Genomic DNA, 25134 nt, shown 5'->3' on the forward strand with positions numbered 1-25134 from the left:
CGGCCGCGATCATAACGCAGGCGGACGCAAACGAGATCAACGCGCGGCGATTTCCATCTGCACCAGATCGTCGATTGGCGTCGTTGGCCAGCCGTGCATCGTCGGTGCAAATGATGACGGGCGTGAGGCCTGCCTATTTCTTGCCCGAATCCCTGACATCGAGACCCGACCCTGCATTCATGCGCGTCGTCGGCTCGATCAGGCCGCCCACCACCTGCGGGCGCAGGCGCCAGCGCGGGCGAATGGGCGTCAACGCATAGACCCGTTTGCGCGCCTTCAGCATGTAGCCGCCCGCCAGCATCGGCCATATGCGTTCGCCGGTGCGCTCGAAAAAGCCTTCGGGCGATGCTGCCGAGCCCCACGGCAAGGCGAACAGGTAGCGGCGCGAATCGACGATTTCGAGTCCCAGGAGCTTCAGCCAGTCGCGCAAGCGGCGTTCGCCGATCAGGCGTTCGGTCCCGGCGGGAAATCCATGGCGGGCGAACAGATGTCGCATGCCCCAGCTGGAGAACGGGCGGAAGCCGAGCACGATGAGATGGCCCTCGGCGGAGAGAATGCGACCGACCTCGCGCAGGATCTCGTGCGGATCGGGTTCGTACTCGAGTGTATGCGGCAGCAGGACGGCATCGACGGAATCGGACGCGACCGCGAGTGCATCCGTGCGCGAACGAATCATGGCCGGACGATCCGCGGATGCAACCGTGATGGGCCCGTGCCAACCGAGCACCGACTTGCGCTGCGTGCGCGCCTCCGCGATGAGTCCGTCGTCGTCGCCCCATATGCCGATCTGCAGCAACTGCCAGCCGAAGACCTGCGCGAGCGCCTCGCCCGCCAGCTTGCGCTCGAGCGCGTAGAGCCGCTCTCCCAGGGGAGAACGCAGCCATGCGTGCGGACTGGCGGCGTTATGCATAAACAGCAGAATAACGGATCGCCGCCAGCGGCGCGCGCTCATGCTGCGCAACGAGCGATCAGCCCATTTCAGTGCTTGCCGCTGCAGACTTACGCAGGTTTAATACGGCCTGCGCAGATTGCCGGACAGACAGAGCCAGATGCGACCGATGCTGCAGGTCACCCCGGTGCGGGCATTCACAGATAACTACATCTGGCTGATTCACTCGCCTCGCGACCAACGACAGGTCGTGGCGGTTGACCCAGGCGATGCTTCCCCTGTGCATCAGGCATTGGCCGATCACAAGCTCGAGCTGTCGGGCATTCTTCTTACCCACCATCACCACGATCATGTCGGTGGTGTCGTCGATCTGCTACGTCAGTCATCTGTGCCGGTCTTCGGTCCGGCGAACGAAACAGTGCCTGGGGATGCGGTGCGAGTGCGAAGCGGCCAGCGCGCAACGTTCGAGACCCTTGGGCTCGAGTTCAATGTACTGGACGTTCCCGGCCATACTGCGGGACACGTGGCCTATTGGGGCCACGGCGCGCTCTTTTGCGGCGACACCATGTTCAGTGCGGGATGTGGACGACTATTTGAGGGGACAGCGGAACAAATGCTGGCCTCGCTGGCCCAATTTGCCGCGCTGCCGGAAGAAACTCAGGTTTACTGCGGTCACGAGTACACGCAGAGCAATCTTCGATTCGCCCTGGCGGTCGAACCGGACAACGAGGAATCGGCACGTTATCTCGAGGAATGCAGCCACAAACGCGCACGTCATGAGACAACCCTGCCCTCAGACATAAGGCGTGAGAGGAATGTGAACCCGTTCCTGCGCTGCCATCGACAGACTGTGAAACACGCCGCGGAAGCGCGAGCCGGCCGCGAGTTGAATCCCGTGGAAGTTTTCGCCGTAATCCGTGAATGGAAAGACGGCTTCAGAAGCTGAACGATCGTCGAGCAATACGCCCGTGATGCGATGCGGGCGAGGTGAAGTTAAAGGCATTGACGGGCCAACTCGGCCCACCAGACCCCAGCGGTTTGCCCGCTGACGTGGAGGATAGATGGTTACGGTTCGTAGCAACCAGGCGGCGCTGCTCGCAGCTCTTCTTGCGACATTTGCCCTGTTCACCGCCGGTTGCAGCCACGTGGCCACAACCTCGTCCGATGACGAAGATCCGGAGCTGGTTACAGCCGACGACGGCTCCCCTACCAAGGTCGACGAAGCCGACATCGGCATCGCCGGTCCCTCCCAGATCGAAGACGCCATTGAAGCACTGGACGCCCAGGCTGGCGGGCAATCTCTCGTCACCGTCGGCGCAGGCAATCAGGCGGCCACCGATCTGCTGGCCCGCATCCGCAATGGCTTTACGCTCGCCGATATCGACCGTGCTGAAATCGACCGCGAACTGGCCTGGTACGCGAGCCATCCCGCCTACCTCGATCGGACCTTCAAGCGGGGCGAGCGCTACCTCTACCACATCGTGACCGAACTCGAAGCACGCCAGATGCCGCTGGAGCTGGCACTGCTCCCGGTCGTTGAAAGCGCCTTCAATCCGGTCGCCTATTCGCGGGCCCGCGCCTCCGGTCTGTGGCAATTCATTCCCGCAACCGGCCGTCGTTTCGGACTCAAACAGAACTGGTACTACGACGGACGTCGTGACGTAACGGCAGCCACCCGTGCGGCGATGGACTATTTGCAGTTCCTCGCCGATGAGTTCGATGGTGATTGGCTGCTGGCGGTCGCCGCTTACAACTGCGGTGAGAATGCCGTGGCCCGAGCCATAGCGCGTAATGCCGCGGCGGGTAAGCCGACCGATTTCTTCAGCCTCACGCTGCCGAAGGAAACCCGGGCGTATGTGCCAAAGCTGATGGCGATGCGGCGCCTCGTGGCCGACCCGGCGAGCCAGGGCCTGGCGTTCGCTCCGATTCCGAACGAGCCCTATTTCGCCAAAGTGGAGGTTGGCGGACAGATGGACCTGCAGGTCGCCGCGGATCTGGTCGATCTGCCCAAGGAAGAACTGCTGGCACTGAACCCCGCATTCAATCACTGGGTCACGGATCCGGATGGCCCGCATCATCTGCTGGTTCCCGTCGCGCACGAAACGCGGCTCATCGAAGCCATCGCGGCGTTGCCGCCGGAAAAACGGGTCCGCGTCGTCTACCACCGCGTACGCCCGGGCGACACGCTGGGCGCAATCGCCAACAAATACGGCGTCTCGATCGCAGCATTGAAGTCATCCAACAAGCTGAACGGCACCACTATTCACCCAGGGCAGGACCTGTTGGTCACGGCAGCATCGCGCGGCATGGAGACTCGCGTCGCCTATCGCGACGACGAACCCGCTCCGACAAGCACGCGGCGCAGCAAGGCTTCGGGCAAGCACGTCGTACGACGCGGCGACACGCTCTGGAGCATCGCCCGTACGCACAACATCGCCATGGGCACGCTCGCCCGCACCAACGGACTGCAGCAGGACAGCACGCTCGCTATCGGACAGGTACTGGCGATTCCAGGCACGGCAACGCTCGCTTCGACCAATGCAGGCGCAATTGCTGCGGCTGCGACCACCTACGTGGTCCGCAGCGGCGACACACTCTCGCGTATCGCGAACAAATTCCGCGTCAGCATCTCCGATCTGCTCGGCTGGAACAGCCTGAGCACCTCCTCGGTGATCAAACCAGGCCAGCGCCTGGTGATGTACCGCAGCAGCACTCGCGCCGGAATCTGAGCAGGAATCCCGGCGGGACCGACACGCCCCGCCTCGCCCCCCCAGCCTGAACGGCCCGGGCCGTTCAGGCACAATACCGCTCCGATTCAGACCGGAGACAACGTATGGGATTTCTTGCGGGCAAGCGTGCCCTGATCGTCGGCCTCGCCACTGAGCGTTCCATTGCCCACGGCATTGCCACCGCTATGCGGCGCGAAGGCGCAGAGCTGGCCTTCAGCTATCAGGAGCGCTTCAAGGATCGCGTGGAAGGCATGGCTGGCGAGTTCGGCTCGCGCAGCGTGTTCGAAATGGACGTCGGCAGCGACGAGAGCATCGACTCCGGCATCGCCAAACTCCGCAATGACTGGGACGGTCTGGATATCGTCGTGCACGCGGTTGCGTTCGCTCCGTCCGACGCCATCCGCGGGGGGTTCACCGAATCCACCAACCGCGAGAACTTCCGCATTGCCCATGACATTTCCAGCTACAGCCTCACGGCACTGGCGAAGGCAACGCTGCCGATGATGCAGGGCCGCAATGGCGCTCTGCTCACCCTGAGCTATCTCGGCGCGGTGCGCTCGTTGCCCAGCTACAACGTCATGGGATTGGCGAAAGCCAGCCTGGAAGCCAACGTGCGTTTCCTGGCATCAGACCTCGGGCCCAGGGGCATCCGGGTGAACGGCATTTCGGCAGGGCCGATCAAGACACTCGCGGCGGCTGGCATCGGCGGTTTCCGGAACATGCTGAAGCATGTGGCGTCGATCGCGCCGATCCGTCGCAATGTGACGCCGGAAGACGTCGGCAACACCGCCGCGTTCCTGTGCTCGGATCTGGCAGCCGGCATCACCGGCGAAATCGTTTACGTGGATGGGGGATTCAGCACGGTCGCCATGTCGTTTGGCGACGGCGCATAACGCCTGAAGATTCACGGGCGCTGGTCGATCGACCGGCGCCCGACGCTGATTACTCGAATACCTTGTCGTTGCGCACGATCTTCGCCCGGCGCTCTGCCTCGCCGACATAGGCGGCGAATTCCTCATTGCCGGTCTGCTGTTCGCCGCGACGCAGTCGGGCGTTACGATCGCTGGCCGACTCACTCGCCGGATTGCCCGGTCGAATACCGCTCAACGAAAAGACAGCGACATTGCCATCATCGGTCGTCGTCGTGCCGAAATAAGGTTTCTCTTCCGACACGTTCGTCGACGCAGTCTGGAATGCCGCTCTTACCACGGCGGCTGGCGCGATCGTGTCCTGTCGCGTCACGTAGCGCTTGCCTACCGGAGTGAGCTCGCCGGAGACGCTCGTCCACGAACCACTCTCCTGCAACTTCGCAAGCACACCCGCTGCTTTCGCATTGGCCGCATCCCGCGCTGCCTGAACCCGCAACTGAGCATCAATCTGCGCGCGGACATCCGCCAGCGGACGCGGCTCGGCGGGCTTGTGATTGGCCACTCGCAGCACGAGCGCACGATCTTCACCCAGGGCTACCAGCGGACTGTTCCGCCCCTGCTGCAGCACTTCGTCACTGAACGCCGCTTCGATCACACCCGGATCGTCACCCAGCTCACCGCCGCCACCGCGCGAAAATCCAGGAATGGTCTTCACAGGCAGATCGAGCTGCTTCGCAACAGAGTCGAGTTCCGTGAGACTGGAGAAGGCGAGGTCTGCGAGCTTCTGCGACTCATCGTAGAAAATGCTCTGTGAGCGATCCTTGCGGTATTCGGCCTCGAGTTCCGGACGAACCTCGTCGAACGGTCGCAGGTGACCTGACTCGATCCCTTCCAGGCGAATGATGTGATAGCCGAACTGGGTCTTGATGGGACCGCGAATCTCTCCCTGCTGCATGCCGAAGAGCGCGTCTTCGAACGGACCGACGAACATGCCGCGCTGGGCCCAGCCGAGATCGCCGCCCTGCACCGCTGATCCCGGATCCTTCGAGTTCTTTTTCGCCAGTTCCGCGAAATCACCACCGGCCTTCGCCTGCGCGGCCAGCTCCGCGGCTTTCTTGCTGGCAGCCGCGTCATCGAGACCGTCGGTCGCGGTAATGAGGATGTGCCGGGCATGCCGGCGCTCGGGCGACTCGTATTTTTCTTTGACCTGTTCGTAGTAATCCTTCAGTTCCGCTTCGCCGACCGTGACGGCGGATTCCGCCTTTGCACGCGTCAGCTGGACGTACTGCAGATCGACGGTTTCAGGCAGCAGATAATCGTCCTTGTGCGAGTCGTACCAGGACTGGATCTGCTCGTCGGTGATATTCGCCTGGCCGGAAAAATCGCTGGTCGGGATCAGCGCGTAATCCAGTTCGCGCTCCTGCTTCTCGAGGGCGAAGCGGCGATCGGCCTCGTACGGCGCCACGAAGGCGGACTGCATGACACCGCTCTGCAACTGGACGATTGCCAGGCTGCTGCGCAGCTCGGCTTCGAACTGCGGTTCGGTGCGTCCCTGCTGCCGCAGCAACATCGCGTAGCGATCGCGTGAGAACTTGCCGTCGACCTGCAGCTCGGGGAATTCAAAAATGCGCTTGGCGAGTTCCTCATCGCTGACCCGATATCCGAGTTCTTCGGCGCGCTGGGTGAGCAGCGTCGTGCGGATCTGCTCATCGAGAATCGCTTGCTGCTGCGACTTCACCATCTCTGGCGGCAGATCAGCACGCATCATCTGCTGCAGCTGCGATTGACGCTGCTGCCAGGCGCGGCGCACGGTCTCTGCGGGGATTTTCGTGCCGTCCACCTTGGCCGCTACGCTGGTGGCGCCCGATTGAAAATCGACGCCCCAGAACACGAAGACCACGGCGATCGCGCCGAGGAAGATGGTGGCTACCCAGCCGCTGGCCTTGTCGCGAATTGTTTGCAGCATGTCGAGAACGCGAAGAGTTGACGACTAGCGGATGAAACGTCCGGAGGGACGCATCACCAGGCTTCTGGCAAGTGAGGAAACGACGAATATGTGGAATGCAGGCAAGACTGTTTTCACTTTATTGTCTTGCCCGTCACTCGATCACTCGTCACCTAGAGAAAATGGCGGAGCGGACGGGACTCGAACCCGCGACCCTCGGCGTGACAGGCCGATATTCTAACCAGCTGAACTACCGCTCCGCGCTAAAACCTGAAGACTCCGGACTTGCTGCAAGGCGTGGTGGGTGCTGAGGGGATCGAACCCCCGACATTCGCCTTGTAAGGGCGACGCTCTACCAGCTGAGCTAAGCACCCTCTTTCCGCCCGACACCCGATCGGGTCATCCGACGGATTATTTCCAGGAGATCTTTGAAGACACCTCAGGACGTATGTCCGAAAGGGCCGTTCGAAGGCGCGCTAATTTACAGCATCCTTGAGGCCCTTGCCAGCCTTGAATCCAGGGACTTTGCTTGCCGCGATTTCAATCGTCTCTCCGGTGCGTGGATTACGACCCGCACGAGCAGCACGCGCCTTGACGACGAACGTACCAAATCCCAGCAGAGAAACGGTGTCACCCGACTTCAGCGCCGAAGAGATCGAGTCGAATACAGCATCGACCGCGCGCGCGGCGTCGGCCTTCTGCAAGCCGGTCTGTCCAATCACCGCATCGATCAGTTCGGCCTTGTTCATTTCGCTTTCCTTCGTTCTGTATGGGCTCCGCCTGCTGTGTCAGGCGGGGGCGCGTTATAGCAGCGGGAGGAATAAGTAATCAACCTGAACCCGCGATGGATGTGTGATGAGAGGCGGACAGTGAAGCAAAACCCCACTGTCCGCCAGCATCATTGTCAGTCGATCAGTGTGCTCTGACCAGCTTCGACGTGCGCTTTGCAGCGCGACGCGCGCGCGTCTTGTCGTTCCCGCGCGACGGCTCAGACGCCGATCCCAGCGGTGCCGGCATGGACGTGAGTGCGACCTGCAACACTTCGTCGATCCACTTCACCGGTTTGATCTCGAGACTGTCCTTGATGTTCTGCGGAATCTCGGCAAGGTCTTTGGTGTTCTCATCCGGGATGAGTACGGTGCGAATTCCGCCCCGGTGCGCAGCGAGCAACTTCTCCTTCAGGCCACCGATCGGCAGCACCTGTCCGCGCAACGTGATCTCACCCGTCATGGCGACGTCGGAGCGCACAGGCATCTTGGTCAACGCGGACACCAGCGCGGTGCACATGCCGATGCCGGCGCTCGGGCCGTCTTTCGGCGTCGCACCCTCGGGCACGTGAATGTGCACGTCGGCCTTCTGATAGAAATCAGGATCGAGGCCAAGGATGTCGGCGCGGCTGCGTACGACGGTCATGGCAGCCTGGATCGACTCCTGCATGACTGCGCCAAGCTGACCGGTATGCGTGAGCTTGCCCTTGCCGGCAACGACCGCAGCTTCGATGGTGAGCAATTCACCGCCCACTTCGGTCCAGGCAAGACCCGTGACCTGGCCCACCTGGTTCTGCTCTTCGGCGAGGCCGTAGCGGAACCGGCGCACACCCAGGTACTTGCTCAGGTTCTTCGGTGTCACGTTGACGCATTTGGCGTCCTTCTCCGTGAGCAGCTGCTTGACCGACTTACGGCAGATCTTCGAGACCTCGCGCTCCAGGTTACGAACGCCTGCCTCGCGCGTGTAGTAGCGGATGATGTCCATCACTGCGGTATCGGCCAGCTTCAACTCGGAATTCTTGAGGCCGTTCTGTTTCATCTGCTTCGGCACCAGGTAGCGACGCGCGATCGCGCTCTTTTCGTCTTCGGTGTAGCCCGGCAGACGAATTACCTCCATGCGATCCAGCAGCGGTGCGGGGATATTGAGACTGTTCGCGGTGCACACGAACATCACCTGCGACAGGTCGAAATCGACTTCGAGGTAGTGATCGTTGAACGTGGCGTTCTGCTCCGGGTCGAGCACTTCGAGCAGTGCCGACGACGGATCGCCGCGGAAGTCCATCGCCATCTTGTCGATTTCATCGAGCAGGAACAGCGGATTGTGGACACCTGTCTTGACCATGTTCTGGATGATCTTGCCAGGCATCGAGCCGATGTAAGTGCGGCGGTGACCACGGATTTCCGCTTCGTCACGCACTCCACCGAGCGACATGCGCACGAACTTGCGATTGGTCGAGCGCGCGATCGACTGACCGAGCGAAGTCTTGCCGACACCGGGCGGGCCGACCAGGCACAGGATCGGGCCCTTCAGCGTTTTCACACGCTGCTGAACGGCCAGGTACTCGACGATGCGTTCCTTGACCTTATCCAGGCCATAGTGATCCTCGTCCAGCACCTTCTCTGCGTTCGCAATGTCGTTGTGCACCTTGGTCTTCTTCTTCCAGGGACACTTCACCAGCCAGTCGACGTAATTACGCACGACGGTGGCTTCGGCTGACATCGGCGACATGAGCTTCAGCTTGTTGAGCTCGGACATCGCTTTGTCACGCGCTTCCTTCGGCATGCCTGCCTTCTGGATGCGCTGCTCCAGTTCCGCCAGTTCGTTCGGCGCGTCTTCGATTTCGCCCAGCTCCTTCTGGATCGCCTTCATCTGCTCGTTGAGGTAGTACTCGCGCTGGCTCTTCTCCATCTGCTGCTTGACGCGACCGCGGATGCGCTTCTCGATCTGCAGCACGTCCATTTCGCCTTCGATCAGCGCCAGGATGTGTTCGAGTCGTTTGCGGACGTCGTGGATCTCGAGAACCTTCTGCTTCGCATCGAGTTTCAGCGACATGTGCGCCGCGACCGTGTCCGCGAGGCGACCGGGCTGCTCGATGCCTGCCAGCGACGTCAGGATCTCCGGCGGCACTTTGCGATTGAGTTTGACGTACTGCTCGAACTGCGAAATCACCGATCGCGACAGCACGTCGATTTCGCGTTCGTCGAACTGCTCAACATCCTTGAGCGAGCTGATGTCGGCGGAGAAATACTGATTCGAATAAAGCTTCTCGAGCTTGGCGCGCTCGATGCCTTCCACCAGCACCTTGACGGTGCCGTCCGGCAGCTTTAGCAGCTGCAGGATGGTCGCCACGGTACCGAGACGATAAAGATCCTGGGGCGCCGGATCATCCACATCGGCCTGCTTCTGCGCCACGAGCAGGATCTGCTTGCCGGCACGCATCGCCTGGTCGAGCGCGAGGATGGATTTCTCGCGACCTACAAACAGTGGGATGACCATGTGCGGGTACACGACGACATCGCGCAACGGCAGCACGGGAATGGCCGACGGCGTAGTGGTCTGCTCAACTTCGGGGGTCTCTGTACTCACGCTCGTTTCCTGGCGGATGAAGCGCTCGAGGCGCTGACTGAACGATCATCGGGGATCGAAAGAGAATCTCAAGTGAAAATACCGGAAGCGGCTGGCTGCTGCCAGCGGCAACCGCACGCAATTCATGGCTGTATGTACTTGCGCCGTAGCGCAATGCAGGAGATGCCTCACACCACCCGCGCGATCCATGGCGCAAACGAAAAGGGCGCCATCAGGCGCCCTTTCAGCCAATCCCTGAATGCAGGATTCAGTGATGGTCGCTGCCGGTCGGACGCCGCTCTTCACCATTGGTGCGCGCCTCGTCGGCGTTGCCGTAAACGATGTAGGGCTTACTCTCGCCACCGATGACGGACTCGTCGACGACGACCTTCTGGACGTTACGCAACGATGGCAGCTCGTACATGGTCTCGAGCAGCACGTTTTCCAGAATGGTACGCAGGCCTCGGGCGCCCGTCTTGCGCTGCATTGCCTTGTTGGCAACCGCCTTGAGCGCATCGACACGGAACTCGAGCTCCACGCCCTCCATATCGAACAGCTTGCGGTACTGCTTGCTGAGAGCGTTCTTTGGCTCCATCAGGATCGACACCAGGGCGGCTTCGTCCAGTTCATCGAGCGTTGCAACCACGGGCAACCGGCCGACGAACTCCGGGATGAGTCCGAAGCGGATCAGGTCTTCCGGCTCGACGTCATGGAACACGTCGCTGCCGTGCGGACGATCCGACTGCTGACGCACGTCGGCGGTAAAACCAATACCTGTCTTCTGGGTGCGGTTGAGAATGATCTTCTCGAGTCCGGCGAAAGCACCACCACAGATGAACAGGATGTTCGTCGTATCGACCTGCAGGAATTCCTGCTGCGGGTGCTTGCGGCCACCCTGCGGCGGGACAGACGCGATCGTGCCTTCGATGAGCTTGAGCAGTGCCTGCTGCACACCTTCGCCCGATACATCACGGGTAATGGAAGGATTGTCGGACTTGCGCGAAATCTTGTCGATTTCGTCGATGTATACGATGCCCGTCTGGGCCTTCTCGACATCGTAGTCGCACTTCTGCAGCAACTTCTGAATGATGTTCTCGACGTCTTCACCGACATAACCCGCTTCGGTCAGGGTCGTCGCATCGGCGATCGTGAACGGCACATTCAGCAGTCGCGCCAGCGTCTCGGCCAACAGCGTCTTGCCGCAACCGGTCGGGCCGATCAGCAGTATGTTGCTCTTGGCGAGTTCGACCTCGTCCTTCGAGCGCTGCTCGGATGTCTTGGTCTGCAGGCGCTTGTAATGGTTGTAGACGGCCACCGACAGCACCTTCTTGGCGCGCGGCTGACCGATGACGTATTCGTCGAGAACCTTTTTGATCTCGTGCGGCCGCGGCAGCTTGTCGCGGGTGCGCTCAGCGCGTTCCTCGAGCTCTTCACGAATGATGTCGTTGCACAGCTCTACGCATTCGTCGCAGACAAAAACCGACGGTCCGGCAATGAGCTTGCGCACTTCATGCTGGCTCTTGCCGCAGAAGGAGCAATACAGAAGCTTGCCGTCGTCGTGCTTGCCGCGTGAGTCATCGGACATGAGTCACCCATCAATGGCCATTACAGGGCCGTAAATTGCTGCGTTTTCGCGCATTTCAACGCGGTCCGGGGTTATATAGCACGCGTCGCCATCAGGGCGCAAAGAAGCCCCTCCCGGCCGTGAAAATAAGTACCGGAAGGTAGGAATTGGCTTCCGGCTCAATCATTTAGCGCCAGTCGCCGGAACCAGCTCACGCTGCTCCAGCACCCGGTCGATCAGGCCATAGGCCGCGGCAGCCTCGCCGCTCATGAAATTGTCGCGATCGGTGTCTTTCGCGATCTTCTCGATGCTCTGGCCCGTGTGCTTGGCCAGGATGCGGTTGAGGCGGTCACGGGTGTCCAGCACTTCGCGGGCGTGGATGTCGATATCCGACGCCTGGCCCTGGAAGCCGGCCAATGGCTGGTGAATCATGATTCGCGAGTGCGGCAACGAGTAGCGCTTGCCCTTGGTTCCACCCGACAGCAGTACGGCTCCCATGCTGGCCGCCTGACCGATGCACATCGTGCTGACGTCGCACTTGATGAACTGCATCGTGTCGTAGATCGACAGTCCCGCGCTGACTGAGCCGCCCGGCGAGTTGATGTACAGCGCAATGTCCTTTTCGGGGTTTTCCGACTCGAGGAACAGCAGCTGCGCCACGACCAGATTGGCCATGTGGTCTTCGACCTGCCCCACGATGAAAATCACGCGCTCCTTGAGCAGGCGTGAGTAAATATCGTAGGCGCGTTCGCCGCGAGCAGTCTGCTCGACAACCATCGGGACCAGATTCATAACGGGGTTCGTTCTCACGCTCATCGGATTAACCGTATGTCAGGACTCGGGCACTAGTTTGCAACAAAGTGCCTGAGTCCGCTCACGCCGAAACGCTTGATTTTCGCTACGCGCCGAAATTCATCAGTTCTTTGAAAGACGACGGCTGATCCGTCACTTTGGCGCGCTCGACGATCCATTCGATGGCCTGGTCCTCCAGAACTCCGGACTCCATCTGCCGGCGAATCTGGGGATTGCCGCGATAGGTCTGCAGGGCCTTGTCCGCGTCGGGGAATTGCTGAGCGAGCTCTTCGAAGCGCTCCATGACCTTGGCCTGGTCCACCTTGATGCTGCCCTGCTTGATCACTTCGTTGATCAGCAGACTGAGCGCGACGCGCCGGCGAGCCGTCTCGGTGAAGCCCTCGGCGGGCGGCAGCTGCGACATATCCTTGGCGCCCATGCGACGACCGGCGTCGAGCTGCAGCTCGCGCACCTGGGCATCGACAAGCGACTTCGGCAGCTCGAGTGGATTGGCGGCGAGCAGTGCGTCCAGCACCTGCTTTTTCAGGCGTCCGCGGATAGCCTCCGCCAGTTCGCGGCGCATGTTGTCTTCGACTTCCTGGCGCAGGCGCTCGATACCACCCTCTTCCACGCCATAAGCCTTGCAGAACTCATCATTGAGTTCCGGCAGCTGCTGCTCTTCGACCGTGTGAACCTTGATGGCGAACTGCACTGCCTTGCCAGCAAGATCGGCGCCGCCGTAGTTTTCCGGGAACGTCATGTCGATGGTCTTCTCTTCGCCCGCGCGGACACCTTTCAGGCCGGCTTCGAAGTCGGCAAGCATGCGGCCGGCACCAAGCACGACGGGTACGTTCTCACCCGCGCCGCCGTCGAACGGCTGACCGTCCAGCGTGCCCGTGAAATCGATGGTGACGCGATCAGTGTCCTTCGCTTCACGCTCGACGGGGGTGTAGGTCGGTCGCTGCTGACGCAGGTTTTCGATCATGGCGTCGACGTCGGCCGTATTCACTTCGGCAGCCGGACGCGCAATTTCCATGCTCTCGAGCCCTTTGATCTCTACATCCGGAAAGATCTCGAACACGGCGCGATACTTCAGATCGGTGCCCTTTTCCATGCTGATCGGCTCGATGCGGGGACCGGTCGCCGGGTTGAGATTCTGCTGACTGACAGCTTCGGCAAATGTCGACTGCACGACATCGCCCAGCACTTCCTGACGGACTTGCTGGCCGAACTGCTGGCGCACGACGTTGACGGGCACCTTGCCCGGACGAAAGCCTTTCAGTCGCACGGTGCGGCTCATGGACTTCAGACGCTCGTCGATCGCTTTCTCGACGCGCTCTGCCGGAACCTGCACTTCCATGCGGCGCTCCAGGGCGCCGGTTGTCTCTACCGAAACCTGCATTGATCAACGACCTCTGTGATGACTAGTCACGGCCCTGTGCCGCCGGTGGTGCGAAAGGAGGGACTCGAACCCTCACGGGGTTACCCACTGGAACCTAAATCCAGCGCGTCTACCAGTTCCGCCACTTTCGCGAAAACTGAAGTTCCCAGCCCCTCAGCATCAAACCCAACCCCAGCGGGCCAGCCCGTGGGGGCGCGGAGTATACCGGAACGAGCGCGGAAACAGCCCGCCGACGATGTCGGCGGGAAAATTCTGTTCCGGGGAAGTGGTGGGCCGTATAGGACTCGAACCTATAACCAACTGATTAAGAGTCAGCTGCTCTACCAATTGAGCTAACAGCCCACTGAACCTGCGATGACGGGTACACCCTAAGTACCCTCGAAAAACCGGCTTAAGGCCGGATTTTTCGCTGCGTCGGTCCTGACACAGGGTCGGACCAGCCGCATCTCATAATTTGGGGTGGACGATGGGACTCGAACCCACGACGGCCGGAATCACAATCCGGGGCTCTACCAACTGAGCTACGTCCACCATCGTCCAAACCAACCCTGTCCACGTGCGCCTGTTGGCGCGCCTGGCAGGATTACACCTCGGCCCTCCTGGCCCGTGACTCTTCGGGTCCAGCCTCGCGGCTGTTCGAAGTTGCTCCCTGCGACTTTGTCGCACCTGCACTACCGACTTCGTCGGTACTTCGCAGCTTCTCATCCTGCCTTGCTGCGCCTGTTGGCGCGCCCGGCAGGACTCGAACCTGCGACCCTCGGCTTAGAAGGCCGATGCTCTATCCAGCTGAGCTACGGGCGCAGGGTCACTAACAGACTCAATTTCCATTCCACGCGTACGAGGCGGCGAGCTGGTCGGGGCAGAGGGATTCGAACCCCCGACCCTCTGGTCCCAAACCAGATGCGCTACCAGACTGCGCTATGCCCCGTTCAGAAGCCGCCCCCACACGGGCCGCGAATCATACGCACGGGGTCCCGGAGCGTCAATTTGCGAATCGATCTAATTCATCAATTTATTTATTTAAATTCAGCTGCGTCGCCAACTCGTCAAACCAGCGGGCTTGTCTTCGAGGAGCACGCCTGCTGCCGCGAGCTCATCCCTGATCCGATCCGACTCGGCGAAATCACGCGCCTTGCGTGCCGCCTGACGCGCGGCAATTGCCCGTTCGATCGCAGCATCGCTCCATTGCAATTCACTACCTGCCGTTGCCGACTTCTGCAGGAAAGCATCCGGCGCTGACTGCAGGAGCCCCAATACTGAACCGAGGTACCGCAATTCCGCGGCAAGCGTTGCAGCTGTCTGTGGCGACACGGCTCGCGCACGATTGATTTCACCCGCCAGCATCTGCATTACGGCCAGCGCCTCGGGCGTATTGAAGTCATCGTCCATCGCAGCGGTGAACCGATGCGTGGCCTCACCCGCTTCGTACGCTAGCGGCTGAACGTCACGCAATGCCATGTACAGGCGACTCAGCGCCGCATCGGCCTGCTCGATCTGTGTCAGCGAATAGTTGATCGGACCGCGGTAATGACTGGACAGCAGGAACAATCGCAGCACCTCCGGATCGCGGACGTGCCCCGAACCGAGCACGTCGCGAATCAGGAAGAAGTTGCCGACCGACTTCGCCATCTTTTCGTTGTCGACGTTGACGAAGCCGTTGTGCATCCAGTAGGTCGCGAAGCAATCGCCGGTCGCCGCGCAGGACTGCGCGATCTCATTCTCGTGATGCGGGAACTTCAGGTCCAGACCGCCGCCGTGAATATCGAAACGGCTGCCGAGCAGATCCAGCGTCATGGCCGAGCACTCGATGTGCCAGCCCGGTCGGCCTCCACCCCAGGGCGACGCCCACGACGGCTCGCCGGGTTTCGCCTGCTTCCACAACACGAAATCCAGCGGATCGCGCTTGGCCTCATCGATCGCCACACGCGCTCCTGCGCGCAGATCGCCCAGTTGCCGACCGGACAGCTTGCCGTAGTCGGCAAATGCGGAGACCGAGTACATGACATCGCCATTCGTGGCGACATAGGCAAAGCTCTTCTCGATGAGCGCCTGCGTCATCGCAATGATGCTCGGCACATGCTCCGTCGCTTTGGGCTCGAAATCCGGGCGCAGGATGCAGAGCCGGTCGTAGTCCTCATGCATCGCGGCGATGAAACGCTGCGTCAGTGCCTGCACGCTTTCCTTGTTCTCGGCGGCGCGCTTGATGATCTTGTCATCGATGTCCGTGATGTTGCGGACGAACGTGACCTTGTAGCCCTTGAACGCCAGGTAACGGCGCACCACGTCGAACGCGATCTTGCTGCGCGCATGACCGATATGACAGTAGTCGTACACGGTATCGCCGCAGACATACATGCGGACGATGCCGGGCTCGAGCGGCTGAAAGTCTTCCTTGCGGCCGGAAAGCGTATTGAAAAGCTGCAGCATCACGTTCCTCAGCCGGCGACGCGCGCGGCCGTTTCCAGTCGCGCAACAATTTCCTGCGGATTGATCAGCGCCAGGAGCGGCCCGAGCTCCGGCCCGTGCAGGACGCCTGTCAGTGCTGCCCGCAGCGGCATATACAGAGCCGGACCTTTGCGACCCGTCCGCTCCCCCAACTCGCGCGCCAGCTGGCGAAATTCCTTGCCGCCCGCCGCGAACAGTTGCGCCGCGGTCGCGAAGAACTCCGACCCTGCCTCACGAATCCTCGCCATCGCGTCGGCGTCCGCATCAGCGGGCACACCGAACACCACATCGACCCAGAGTTTCGCGTCGGTGGGAAATTCCACGTTGTAGCGAATCGCCTGGGCAAACTGACCCAGCCGTGCCGTTTCCACGCCAGTGGGCAGCTGATTCGAGATCCACACCAGGAAATCGTCGAGGCTCAGGCGCGCGACACCTTCCTTCTGCCAATGCCGCAGCTGGGCCTCATCGAATTTCGCAGCGGCGCGGCCGAGCCGGTTCAGGTCGAACTCAGCGCTCATCGCTGCCTCGTCCAGCCAGCCGTCAGAGACGCAGGTATGCCCAAGGCGTACCAGATGATTGCGCACCGCGCTCGGCAGATACCCACGCTTGCGCAGATCGCGCAGACTCAGATCGCCGTGCCGCTTCGACAGCTTCGCGCCATCCATTCCCTGCAACAGCGCGACGTGCGCGTACCGCGGGATGGGCAGGTTCAGCGCCTGCAGGATCAGTATCTGCCGCGGCGTGTTCGTCAGATGATCGTCGCCGCGCAGCACCAGCGTCACGCCCATCAGCGCATCGTCGATGGCATTGGAGAAAAAGAACGCCGTGCTGCCATCCGCACGACGAATGATGAAATCGCCGATGTCATCGCTGTTGAAGCGCTGCTCTCCGTGCACGACGTCGTCGAAGCGGATGATCTGCGACGGCGGCACACGGAATCGCAGGGCTGCGGCCTTGCCGCTGACCAGCCGCTCCGCGCGCTGCTCTTCCGTCAAGTTCCGGCAGGTGCCCGCATATCGCGGCGGTTTACCGGCAGCGAGCAGCTGCTTGCGCGCAATGTTCAGCTCCCCTGGCGTGCAGAAGCAGGGATACGTGAGCCCGGCTGCATCGAGCCTGGCGAGCCATTCCTCGTAGATCTGCCGGCGCTGCTGCTGGCGATACACCACATGCGGTCCGCCGATATCGGGACCTTCGTCCCACTCGAGCCCCAGCCAGTGCAGGTCCTGGAAGAGCTCGCGCATGAATTCCTCGGAGCTGCGCGCCTCGTCCGTGTCCTCGACACGCAGGATGAACTGTCCGCCGGCATGTCGGGCAGCCAGAAAGTTGAGCAAGGCGGTACGCGCGTTGCCCAGGTGCAGATGGCCCGTCGGGCTCGGCGCAAATCTCGTGACTAGCGGGGTGGAGGACATTCTCTGAAAATCATCGGGAGGCGGCCACCCTGGCCGCGCACGGCGGCATTCTATACACCCGCGCCGCGATCGTCCTCCTGCTGGGCTAAGATTCGGGAGTCAATACGACGGGTTGCCTGCGATCACGAACATGCGTCGACTTCTACTGGCATTGATCCTCGTCAGCTGCGCGATCGCCCCGGCAAACGCCGCCGGTCCGCAACTCGTTCGTGTCTACACCAGCGCCGGCAGTTTTCTGATCGAACTCGACAGCGCGCGATCGCCCCTGACCGTGGCGAACTTTCTGGAGTACGCCAGGGCGGGCCACTACAACGGCACGATCTTCCATCGCATCATCAGCGGCTTCGTCATCCAGGGCGGCGGTTACGACGACAAGTTCCTGGAACGTCCGGTTCGCGCCCCCATTCCCAACGAGTCTGGCAATGGCTTGTCGAATCGACGCGGCACCGTCGGCATCGCGCGCACGGGCGACGCCCACAGCGCGACCGCCCAGTTCTACATCAACCTCGCCGACAACGCGGCGCTGGATCCACAGCCGAGCCGCTGGGGCTATGCGGTCTTCGGCAAAGTCATCGAGGGCATGAGCGTGATCGATGAAATCGGCGTTGCCGCCACCGGTGCGGCCGGTCCGTTCGAACAGGACGCGCCGCTGAAGGCGATCGTGATCGAGCGGGTCGAAGAGCTGAAATGAGTCACACCGGCGCACTCATCCCGTAAAGCCGTTTCCCCGTGACCACGCTCTTCATTTCCGACCTGCACCTCGATGGTTCGCGACCCGACATCACGGACCAGTTTCTGCGCTTTCTGGATGGCGAGGCAGCGATGGCGCGGGCTCTGTACATCCTGGGTGATCTGTTCGAAGCGTGGATCGGCGATGATGATCCGGATCCCGACAAGCGCCGCATCATCGCCGCGCTGAAAAAACTCACCGCTGGCGGGGTGCCCTGCCATGTCATGCACGGCAATCGCGACTTCCTTCTGGGTAAGCGATTCTGTGCCGACAGCGGCGCGCAGCTGATCGACGACGGCGTCGTGATCGATCTCTACGGACGCCGTGTGCTGCTGCTGCACGGCGACACCCTGTGCACCGATGATCCGGCGTACCAACGCCTGCGCCGCATCGTGCGCAATCCGCTGGTGCAGTTCATCCTGTGCAGACTGTCTCTGCGTCAGCGCCAACGGCTCGCCGAAAAAATGCGTGCCGGCAGCAAGGCGCATATCGATGCCATGGACAAGGCGGCGCCGGCCATCATGGATGTCAACACTGATGCGGTGGCGGCAACGTTCCGTCGCTTCCAGGTGGACTGCATGATTCACGGACATACGCATCGTCCGGCAATTCACCGTCTCACCGTCGACGGCAACGAGGCGACGCGGATCGTTCTCGGCGACTGGTACGAGCAAGGCAGCGTGCTGCGCTGGAACGCCGATGGCTTTGCGCTGGCCGGACTGTCGAGAGCCTGACTGGCCAGATCCTGATCAGAGCGCCGGTTCGCCGGAATGAAAGCGGAACTGCGGGTCCTTCGAGGTGGCGAGATCGGCTTCCACCTCTGCCATCACGCGTAGCCGAGCGCGCCAATCCTCGTCACCGGCGCGGGTTTCTGCGAGACGCAGATAGAGGCCGCGATGGCGCGCCTCGGACTGCGCGAGGCCCGCATAGAGACCGGCCATCGGTTGCTGCAACACTGACACCAACCCTTCGAAACGCTCACACGAACGCGCCTCGATCAACGCACCACAGAGCAACAGATCGAGCAACCTCTGCGGTTCGCGGGTACGCAACGTACGGCGCAGCCCTTCCGCATAACGTGACGGCGAGAGGCGCCGGAAGGGCACCTGCAGTTCGCGCATGAGTTTCTGCACCTGCTCGAAATGGCGCAGTTCCTCCCGCGCCAGGCGCGAGATCCGATCGGTCAGTGCGAAATCCTCCGGGTACGTGAAGATCAGACTGAGCGCAGTGGACGCCGCCTTCTTTTCGCAGTTGGCGTGATCGATGAGCAGTTCGCCCCAGCGTTCGCCAGCGACTTCGAACCACCGCTGCGGGGTCGGTGCGAGCAATACGTTCATGCCCGTCGCGATGTCAGAAACCGCATTCACTGACGACTATCCTCTGCCTGCAATTGGCGTACGTGTTCCAGCAGTTGCCCCGCCGATGCAAAGCGATCCGCCCTGTCTTTCGCCAGCAGCCGATCCAGAATCGGTTGATAGCGCGATAACGCGGCCTCGAGCTTCGGGATCGGTGCGTTGCCGTGCATGTACAGCACAGCCATGGGATTCGCCGCCAGAAACGGCTTCCGGCGCAGCAGCATCTCGAAAAAAATCACGCCGAGGCTGTAAAGATCACTGCGCGCATCGAGCTCGTGACCATGCCCCTGCTCCGGGCTCATGTAATACGGCGTGCCGAAGATCTCGCCGGTGCCCGTCATATCGCCATCCAGGGACACCTGCTTCGCGAGACCGAAATCGATCAGCGCGATCGAACCGTCGGCGCGCATCATGATGTTGCCGGGCTTGAGGTCACGATGCAGCACCCCGACTTCGTGAACGACCTGCAACGCGCCCGCCATTTGCCCGAGGTAAGCCAGCGCCTCGGTGGGACGCAGCACGCTGGCGATATGGCCGCGCAGATCGCCCAGCGGGAAGTGCTCCATCGCGATGTAGGCATGATCGTCGGCAATGCCCAGATCGTAGATGCGCACCACGTTCGGATGCCGGATGCTCGAAATGAGTTCGTATTCCTGCAGGAACCGGGCGAACTGCGCCTGTGGATCGCGCGATTCGGGCGCCTCCCGCAACACTTTCAGTACGACCATCTCGCCCGCACGTTCGCTTTCCGCCAGGTACACCATCGACGTGCCGCCAACAGCGATTTCACGGACGAAGCGATGTCCGCGAATCGATATGGGGCCAAAGGTCGATCGGGCGCGTGTCTGGGCACTGGTTCGTTGCAACGCGAGCTGCTGACGCCTGCGGTGCACCGCTTCGCGCAGCGCGGAGGCAAACCGTCGATGTTCGATCCGCTCGCGCATGAGCACGTCGATCACGCTGCGTGCCGCCACTCGCTTCGCAAGCGCAGGATCATCGCCTGGCGCGAGATACACGATCGGGGGGAAATCCTCCCGTCGTAAGAGATTCTCCAGCCACTCCTCGCCGCGTCCGCGTTCGATGCGGTCATCCAGGATTACGACGTCATAGCCCAGCGCCGTGAACGCCGAATGAAATCGACCGGAGACCAGCGGGGCGTGCACGCGGCACTCGATCTCTGGCCACACCACTGAGGCATGATGCTCGAGAGAACGACCGAGCTCCGTGTGATCGGTGATGATGAGCAGCCGCGGTGTGGACTGGGATTGCGTGGTCGACGGGGCACGACCAGCGACTGACGACACTACCGATGACATGGAGGCCCCTCCTCCCCGACCAGTCGTCAGACCGCGCGGATTGCCTTGAGCGAATGCCGACTGACCTGGCGACGCTGCTCCTTGGCCTGGTCCGAACGCTCTGCCTGCAGGCGCTCGAGATAGGCCGGCGTGATGTCGCCCGTGACGTACTGACCCGAGAAGCAGGACGTATCGAACTGGTGTACGTCAGAATCGTGGTGCTGGCAGGCGCTCACCAGATCGCTGAGATCCTGGTAGATCAGCCGGTCGGCGCCAATCTCGGCGGCCACTTCGTCTTCAGTGCGTCCCGCTGCCACCAGCTCCGACGCCGCCGGCATGTCGATGCCGTAAACGTTCGGGTAGCGGACCGGCGGCGCGGCTGAGGCGAAATAGACGCGACGTGCGCCCGCCTCGCGTGCGAGATCGATGATCTGCGCCGAAGTCGTGCCGCGTACGATCGAATCGTCGATCAGCAGCACGTTCTTGCCGCGAAATTCGAGATCGATCACGTTGAGCTTGGAGCGAACCGATTTCGCGCGCTGTTCCTGGCCCGGCATGATGAAGGTGCGGCCGATGTAGCGGTTCTTGACGAAGCCTTCGCGATACTTGATGCCGAGCAGCTGCGCGACCTGCACAGCTGCGGTACGACTCGTATCAGGAATCGGAATGACCACATCGATATCGTGATCCGGCCAGACGCGACGGATCTTCTCCGCCAGCAGGTCGCCCATGCGCAGGCGTGCCTTGTGCACGGAGATATTGTCGATGATCGAATCCGGACGCGCGAAATAGACGTACTCGAAAATGCACGGCGTGCTGGCGGCGGCCGGCGCGCACTGCTGCGAATACAGGCGGCCCTGTTCGTCGATGAACACGGCCTCGCCCGGTGCGATGTCGCGAACGTGAATGAATCCCAGCATGTCGAGCGCCACGCTCTCGGAAGCGAGCATGTATTCCGGCCCCTGCGCCGAATCGCGCTTGCCCAGGATCAGCGGACGGATGCCGTGCGGATCGCGGAAACCGACCAGGCCGTGCCCGACGATCATGGCGACGACGGCGAAACCGCCACGGCAGCGCCGATAGACGGCAGTCAGCGCGGCGAAGATGTCAGCTGCCGACGCCCGCGGCGCACCGGCCTGCGACAGTTCGCTGGCGAGCACGTTGAGCAGGACTTCGGAATCGGAGCTGGTATTGAGGTGACGACGATCTTCGCGGACGAGGACTTCCGCGAGCTCGGAGGCATTGGTCAGGTTGCCGTTGTGCCCCAGGGCGATGCCGTAGGGTGAATTGACGAAGAATGGCTGGGCTTCCGAAGCGCTGTCACAACCGGCCGTCGGATAACGCACATGGCCGATGCCGATGTTGCCCTTCAGCGCGAGCATATGGCGGTGCTGGAAGACATCGCGGACCAGGCCGTTCTGCTTGCGCAGAAACAACTCGCCCTCGTGGAAGGTCATGATGCCCGCGGCATCCTGCCCCCGGTGCTGCAGCACTGTCAGCGCGTCATAGATCTGCTGATTGACCGCCGAGTGGCCAACGATACCGACGATTCCGCACATGCATTCAGGCCCTCGATGACGACGTCGCGGACGGAAGATGGGGCAGCCGCGCCCGCTCTTCAAGCATCCGCATGCCCGTTTCGGCGAATGCCTCAATCCAGGCGGAGAATTCAGTGGCGTAAGGCATCAGCACCGAGCGCTTCCACCATTTCACCTGATCCATGTGGGCGAACTGCGCCAGCAGTACCAGCGCGGCAATCACGACCGCCCCACGCAACAACCCGAACAGCATGCCGAGCAGACGGTCGACCACGATACTGAGGCCCGAATGCCGCAGCAGGTATCCGAGCATACCGGCAACCAGCCACCCCAGGAGCACAACCCCCGCAACGATGATGACGCGTGCAGCCCAGGTGCTCACCGGGGGTTCGGCGAACGCGCCCCCCAGGAAAGGTTCGACGAGCGATGCATACCGCCACGCCAGCCATAGACCGCCGAGCCAGGCCAGCAACGCAATCGACTCGCGCACGAAGCCTCGATACATGCCGAGCAGCATGGAGACACCGAGCACGCCGAGGATGAGGTAGTCCGCGCCGTTCATGGACGGTGCATCACCTGTGAAACGCCATTGACGGCTGGGGGGAGTCGGGAAACAGAACGCTGTGACATTCGCCGCGGCTCAGACATCGATTTGTAAGTCGCAACGAAAATGCTGAATGTGTTGCAGTGCGTGAATTCTACCAGTGCCTTTCCGCGACATGCCAATGCATGCGCTGCGCATTGGCTTCTTGCAATGCATCGCGTTATGGATGCTTGACAACGGTCGCTGCGGGAACCGTGGCTTTGACCTTCCCCAATACACTGCTGGCCGCCTCGCGATCTGCCATGGGTCCAATACGCACTCTATACAGCGTGCTCGCACTCGATCTGACCGGCATCACAAAAGCGTCGTAACCCTCGCCCCGCAGCTTGTTGGCCATGTTGTCGGCCGTGGCGCGACTCGAAAAACTGCCGAGCTGAACGGCCCATGCGCCACTGGAAGATGATTTGACGGGTGCGGCAGGTGACGCACTGGCAGATACCGTTGGAGCTGACGATGCCGGACCGTTGGCGACCGCCGCTGCAGGTTGCGGAGCAACGGTCGGCACAGTTGCGGGTGCTGCGGGGGTAGAACCCGGCCGCTCCGATTCAGGGATTGCCTGACTCGCCGGACTGGATTCAACTGGAGCCGGTTGCGTGTCCGCGGGAGGCGTCGCTTCCGGAGGCGAAGCGGTCGTCGTCAACGTTTGCAGGTCAAGCGCAGCAGGTTGCGACGGCAACTTGGTCAGATCGATGGTGTAGGTCTTCAACGGAACATCGCCCGCGGACCGCGTCGCCACTGCGCTGTCGTCTGTCACATCGCCGCCACGACCGGAAAGCATTTCCGGAATGAGGATGACTGCTGCTGCGACGAGCACCGCGGCGCCGATGAGGCGTTCTTTTACGTGACGTTCCACGGTCGCAAAGTATAGACGTCCGCAACGAACGTTGCGCCGCTGTCTCCAGGAACGCCGGAACGAGCGGTATCGACTGCGAGCCATGCCGACGCGGCGCCGACGGTCAGGAACGAGCCGAACACTACGACGCGGTCATTCGGACCGGCAGCAGCGTCCGCTTCGACGCAGGCCGAGACGACATCATCGTGTGCTGCGATGACATTCGCTCCACAGTTGCGCAATCGCCCGGCCAGTTTTGCGGGGCCGATCGAGCGATCGCCACTCAAGCCAGCGACGATCCACGCGTCGATGCTCGAATGCAGCGCGCCGCAGATTCCTTCGATGTCCTTGTCGCCGAGAATGCCGCACACGCCAATCGTGCGCCCGGATGCCGGGAGCGCTTGCAGTTGAGTGGCGAGGACCCGCGCCGCCGCCGGGTTGTGGGCGACATCCAGTATCCATTCGTTACGACGGCGGATCCTCTGGAAGCGTCCGGCGATCTGCACGGTTTGCAGACCGCGCTCGATCGCCTGCTTCGAAACGCTCAGACGGTCGGCGAGCGCTTCCAGCACTGTCAGCACTGCCGCCGCATTGTCGAATTGGATATCGCCGAACAAGGCTGGCGGGGGCAGGTCCCGCAGCTCACCCCGAACACCGCGCCAGGACCAGCGATCTGCCGTGCGCTCGTAACCGAAATCCCGGCCGTGCCGCAGCAGCTTCGCGCCGATCTCGTCTGCCACCGCCTGGATCGACTCGGGCATCGTCCCCGAACCGAAAATCGCCGGCCGGCCGGCACGAAAGATCCCCGCCTTTTCGCGCCCGATCGATTCGATGTCACGCCCGAGCCAATCACAGTGATCGAGATCGATGGACGTGATCAGCGCCACGTCGGCATCGACGCTGTTGACGGCATCCAACCGCCCGCCCAGACCCACTTCGAGCACGATGGCGTCCAGGCCGGCCGTTTCGAACACGAGCAGCGCCGCCAGCGCATTGAACTCGAAGAACGTCAGTGTCTCCTCGCCCCGAGCGGCGTCGATCCGCTCGAAGGCTGCGACCAGCGAGGCATCCGACACCTCGCGATCGGCGATCACGATGCGCTCGTTGTAACGCAGCAGGTGAGGCGACGTGAACGTGCCGACCCGACAACCCGCCTCGCCGAGAATCCGGTTGAGCAGCGCGACGCTGGATCCTTTGCCATTGGTCCCGGCCACGGTGATCACCGGACAGTCCGGTCGTTGCCAGCCCAGACGTGCCAGCGTGCGGTTGAGACGGGCGAGACCGAGATCAATCGCGCTCGGGTGCAGCGTCTGCTGCCACGTGAGCCACTCAGTCAGCGATGTGAAGCGCATGGCGGGAACGTCACAGAACCGAAAACCCGAAGACGATGACGCCGGTCGCGC

20 protein-coding genes and 7 tRNA genes are annotated in these 25134 nt (G+C 61.9%); 5 read left to right on the forward strand and 22 right to left on the reverse strand.

Annotated features, from left to right (window positions below; all coding sequences use genetic code 11):
* Nucleotides 1-133 precede the first annotated feature (133 nt).
* Nucleotides 134-910, reverse strand: a complete 777-nt coding sequence (locus VIZ63_RS15620; RefSeq protein ID WP_331610602.1) for a class I SAM-dependent methyltransferase — start codon at nucleotides 908-910, stop codon at nucleotides 134-136.
* 148 nt (nucleotides 911-1058) lie between these two features.
* Here VIZ63_RS15620 and gloB point away from each other — a divergent pair, with 148 nt between their 5' ends.
* The 3 genes from gloB to VIZ63_RS15635 all read left to right on the forward strand — a co-directional run bounded on the left by gloB (nucleotide 1059) and on the right by VIZ63_RS15635 (nucleotide 4511).
* A complete protein-coding gene (gene gloB / locus VIZ63_RS15625) occupies nucleotides 1059-1835 on the forward strand; it encodes a hydroxyacylglutathione hydrolase (RefSeq protein WP_331610603.1) in 777 nt (258 codons plus the stop codon).
* Between the two features lie 115 nt (nucleotides 1836-1950).
* The gene (locus tag VIZ63_RS15630; RefSeq protein ID WP_331610604.1) at nucleotides 1951-3618 is read left to right on the forward strand and encodes a LysM peptidoglycan-binding domain-containing protein; all 1668 of its coding nucleotides are present in this window, start codon (nucleotides 1951-1953) and stop codon (nucleotides 3616-3618) included.
* Nucleotides 3619-3722: 104 nt separating this feature from the next.
* Nucleotides 3723-4511 carry an enoyl-ACP reductase gene (locus VIZ63_RS15635; RefSeq protein WP_331610605.1) on the forward strand — a complete coding sequence of 263 codons (789 nt, stop codon included), beginning with the start codon at nucleotides 3723-3725 and terminating at the stop codon, nucleotides 4509-4511.
* A 49-nt stretch (nucleotides 4512-4560) separates the two neighbouring features.
* Here the strand turns inward: VIZ63_RS15635 and VIZ63_RS15640 are convergent, their stop codons facing one another.
* From VIZ63_RS15640 to gltX, 15 genes are all read right to left on the reverse strand, one after another.
* A complete protein-coding gene (locus tag VIZ63_RS15640) occupies nucleotides 4561-6453 on the reverse strand; it encodes a SurA N-terminal domain-containing protein (RefSeq protein ID WP_331610606.1) in 1893 nt (630 codons plus the stop codon).
* A 162-nt stretch (nucleotides 6454-6615) separates the two neighbouring features.
* A tRNA-Asp gene (locus VIZ63_RS15645) sits at nucleotides 6616-6692 on the reverse strand.
* Between the two features lie 38 nt (nucleotides 6693-6730).
* Nucleotides 6731-6806: transfer RNA gene (locus tag VIZ63_RS15650), tRNA-Val, on the reverse strand.
* A 102-nt stretch (nucleotides 6807-6908) separates the two neighbouring features.
* A complete protein-coding gene (locus VIZ63_RS15655; RefSeq protein ID WP_331610607.1) occupies nucleotides 6909-7181 on the reverse strand; it encodes an HU family DNA-binding protein in 273 nt (90 codons plus the stop codon).
* Between the two features lie 163 nt (nucleotides 7182-7344).
* Nucleotides 7345-9786, reverse strand: a complete 2442-nt coding sequence (gene lon / locus VIZ63_RS15660; RefSeq protein WP_331610608.1) for an endopeptidase La — start codon at nucleotides 9784-9786, stop codon at nucleotides 7345-7347.
* Between the two features lie 247 nt (nucleotides 9787-10033).
* Nucleotides 10034-11350, reverse strand: coding sequence for an ATP-dependent Clp protease ATP-binding subunit ClpX (clpX, locus tag VIZ63_RS15665; protein WP_331610609.1), 1317 nt, complete (start codon nucleotides 11348-11350; stop codon nucleotides 10034-10036).
* Nucleotides 11351-11512: 162 nt separating this feature from the next.
* A complete protein-coding gene (gene clpP / locus VIZ63_RS15670; protein ID WP_331610610.1) occupies nucleotides 11513-12121 on the reverse strand; it encodes an ATP-dependent Clp endopeptidase proteolytic subunit ClpP in 609 nt (202 codons plus the stop codon).
* 106 nt (nucleotides 12122-12227) lie between these two features.
* Entirely contained in the window at nucleotides 12228-13523 is a 1296-nt protein-coding gene (tig, locus tag VIZ63_RS15675) for a trigger factor (RefSeq protein ID WP_331610611.1), read from the reverse strand.
* 46 nt (nucleotides 13524-13569) lie between these two features.
* Nucleotides 13570-13654 (reverse strand) — tRNA-Leu (locus VIZ63_RS15680).
* Nucleotides 13655-13789: 135 nt separating this feature from the next.
* A tRNA-Lys gene (locus VIZ63_RS15685) sits at nucleotides 13790-13865 on the reverse strand.
* Nucleotides 13866-13978: 113 nt separating this feature from the next.
* Nucleotides 13979-14054, reverse strand: a tRNA-His gene (locus tag VIZ63_RS15690).
* A gap of 193 nt (nucleotides 14055-14247) precedes the next feature.
* Nucleotides 14248-14324: transfer RNA gene (locus tag VIZ63_RS15695), tRNA-Arg, on the reverse strand.
* A gap of 50 nt (nucleotides 14325-14374) precedes the next feature.
* Nucleotides 14375-14451 (reverse strand) — tRNA-Pro (locus VIZ63_RS15700).
* A gap of 98 nt (nucleotides 14452-14549) precedes the next feature.
* Nucleotides 14550-15950, reverse strand: coding sequence for a cysteine--tRNA ligase (gene cysS, locus VIZ63_RS15705; RefSeq protein WP_331610612.1), 1401 nt, complete (start codon nucleotides 15948-15950; stop codon nucleotides 14550-14552).
* 8 nt (nucleotides 15951-15958) lie between these two features.
* Entirely contained in the window at nucleotides 15959-17377 is a 1419-nt protein-coding gene (gene gltX, locus VIZ63_RS15710; protein ID WP_331610613.1) for a glutamate--tRNA ligase, read from the reverse strand.
* A 130-nt stretch (nucleotides 17378-17507) separates the two neighbouring features.
* Here gltX and VIZ63_RS15715 point away from each other — a divergent pair, with 130 nt between their 5' ends.
* Together VIZ63_RS15715 and lpxH are read left to right on the forward strand one after the other, a co-directional pair.
* Entirely contained in the window at nucleotides 17508-18068 is a 561-nt protein-coding gene (locus tag VIZ63_RS15715; protein WP_331610614.1) for a peptidylprolyl isomerase, read from the forward strand.
* A gap of 38 nt (nucleotides 18069-18106) precedes the next feature.
* Nucleotides 18107-18841: a UDP-2,3-diacylglucosamine diphosphatase gene (gene lpxH, locus VIZ63_RS15720; protein WP_331610616.1), complete on the forward strand. Its 735-nt coding sequence runs from the start codon at nucleotides 18107-18109 to the stop codon at nucleotides 18839-18841.
* A gap of 15 nt (nucleotides 18842-18856) precedes the next feature.
* Here lpxH and VIZ63_RS15725 read toward each other — a convergent pair whose 3' ends face one another.
* The 6 genes from VIZ63_RS15725 to folC form a co-directional block, all read right to left on the reverse strand.
* A complete protein-coding gene (locus VIZ63_RS15725; RefSeq protein WP_331610617.1) occupies nucleotides 18857-19474 on the reverse strand; it encodes a tRNA-(ms[2]io[6]A)-hydroxylase in 618 nt (205 codons plus the stop codon).
* Nucleotides 19471-20778: a serine/threonine-protein kinase gene (locus VIZ63_RS15730; protein WP_331610618.1), complete on the reverse strand. Its 1308-nt coding sequence runs from the start codon at nucleotides 20776-20778 to the stop codon at nucleotides 19471-19473. Before VIZ63_RS15730 ends, VIZ63_RS15725 begins: the two co-directional genes overlap by 4 nt.
* Nucleotides 20779-20804: 26 nt before the next feature.
* Nucleotides 20805-22316 (reverse strand): amidophosphoribosyltransferase, encoded by a 1512-nt coding sequence (purF, locus tag VIZ63_RS15735; RefSeq protein ID WP_331610619.1) that lies wholly within the window; start codon nucleotides 22314-22316, stop codon nucleotides 20805-20807.
* Between the two features lie 4 nt (nucleotides 22317-22320).
* Nucleotides 22321-22857 carry a CvpA family protein gene (locus VIZ63_RS15740; RefSeq protein ID WP_331610620.1) on the reverse strand — a complete coding sequence of 179 codons (537 nt, stop codon included), beginning with the start codon at nucleotides 22855-22857 and terminating at the stop codon, nucleotides 22321-22323.
* 202 nt (nucleotides 22858-23059) lie between these two features.
* Complete coding sequence (locus VIZ63_RS15745; RefSeq protein ID WP_331610621.1) at nucleotides 23060-23752, reverse strand: SPOR domain-containing protein; 693 nt, start codon at nucleotides 23750-23752, stop codon at nucleotides 23060-23062.
* On the reverse strand, nucleotides 23737-25083 hold the full coding sequence (gene folC, locus VIZ63_RS15750; protein ID WP_331610622.1) for a bifunctional tetrahydrofolate synthase/dihydrofolate synthase: 1347 nt from the start codon (nucleotides 25081-25083) through the stop codon (nucleotides 23737-23739). Before folC ends, VIZ63_RS15745 begins: the two co-directional genes overlap by 16 nt.
* Nucleotides 25084-25134: the final 51 nt, after the last annotated feature.

This window comes from Povalibacter sp. (genome assembly GCF_036520495.1).
GTDB lineage: Bacteria > Pseudomonadota > Gammaproteobacteria > Steroidobacterales > Steroidobacteraceae > Steroidobacter.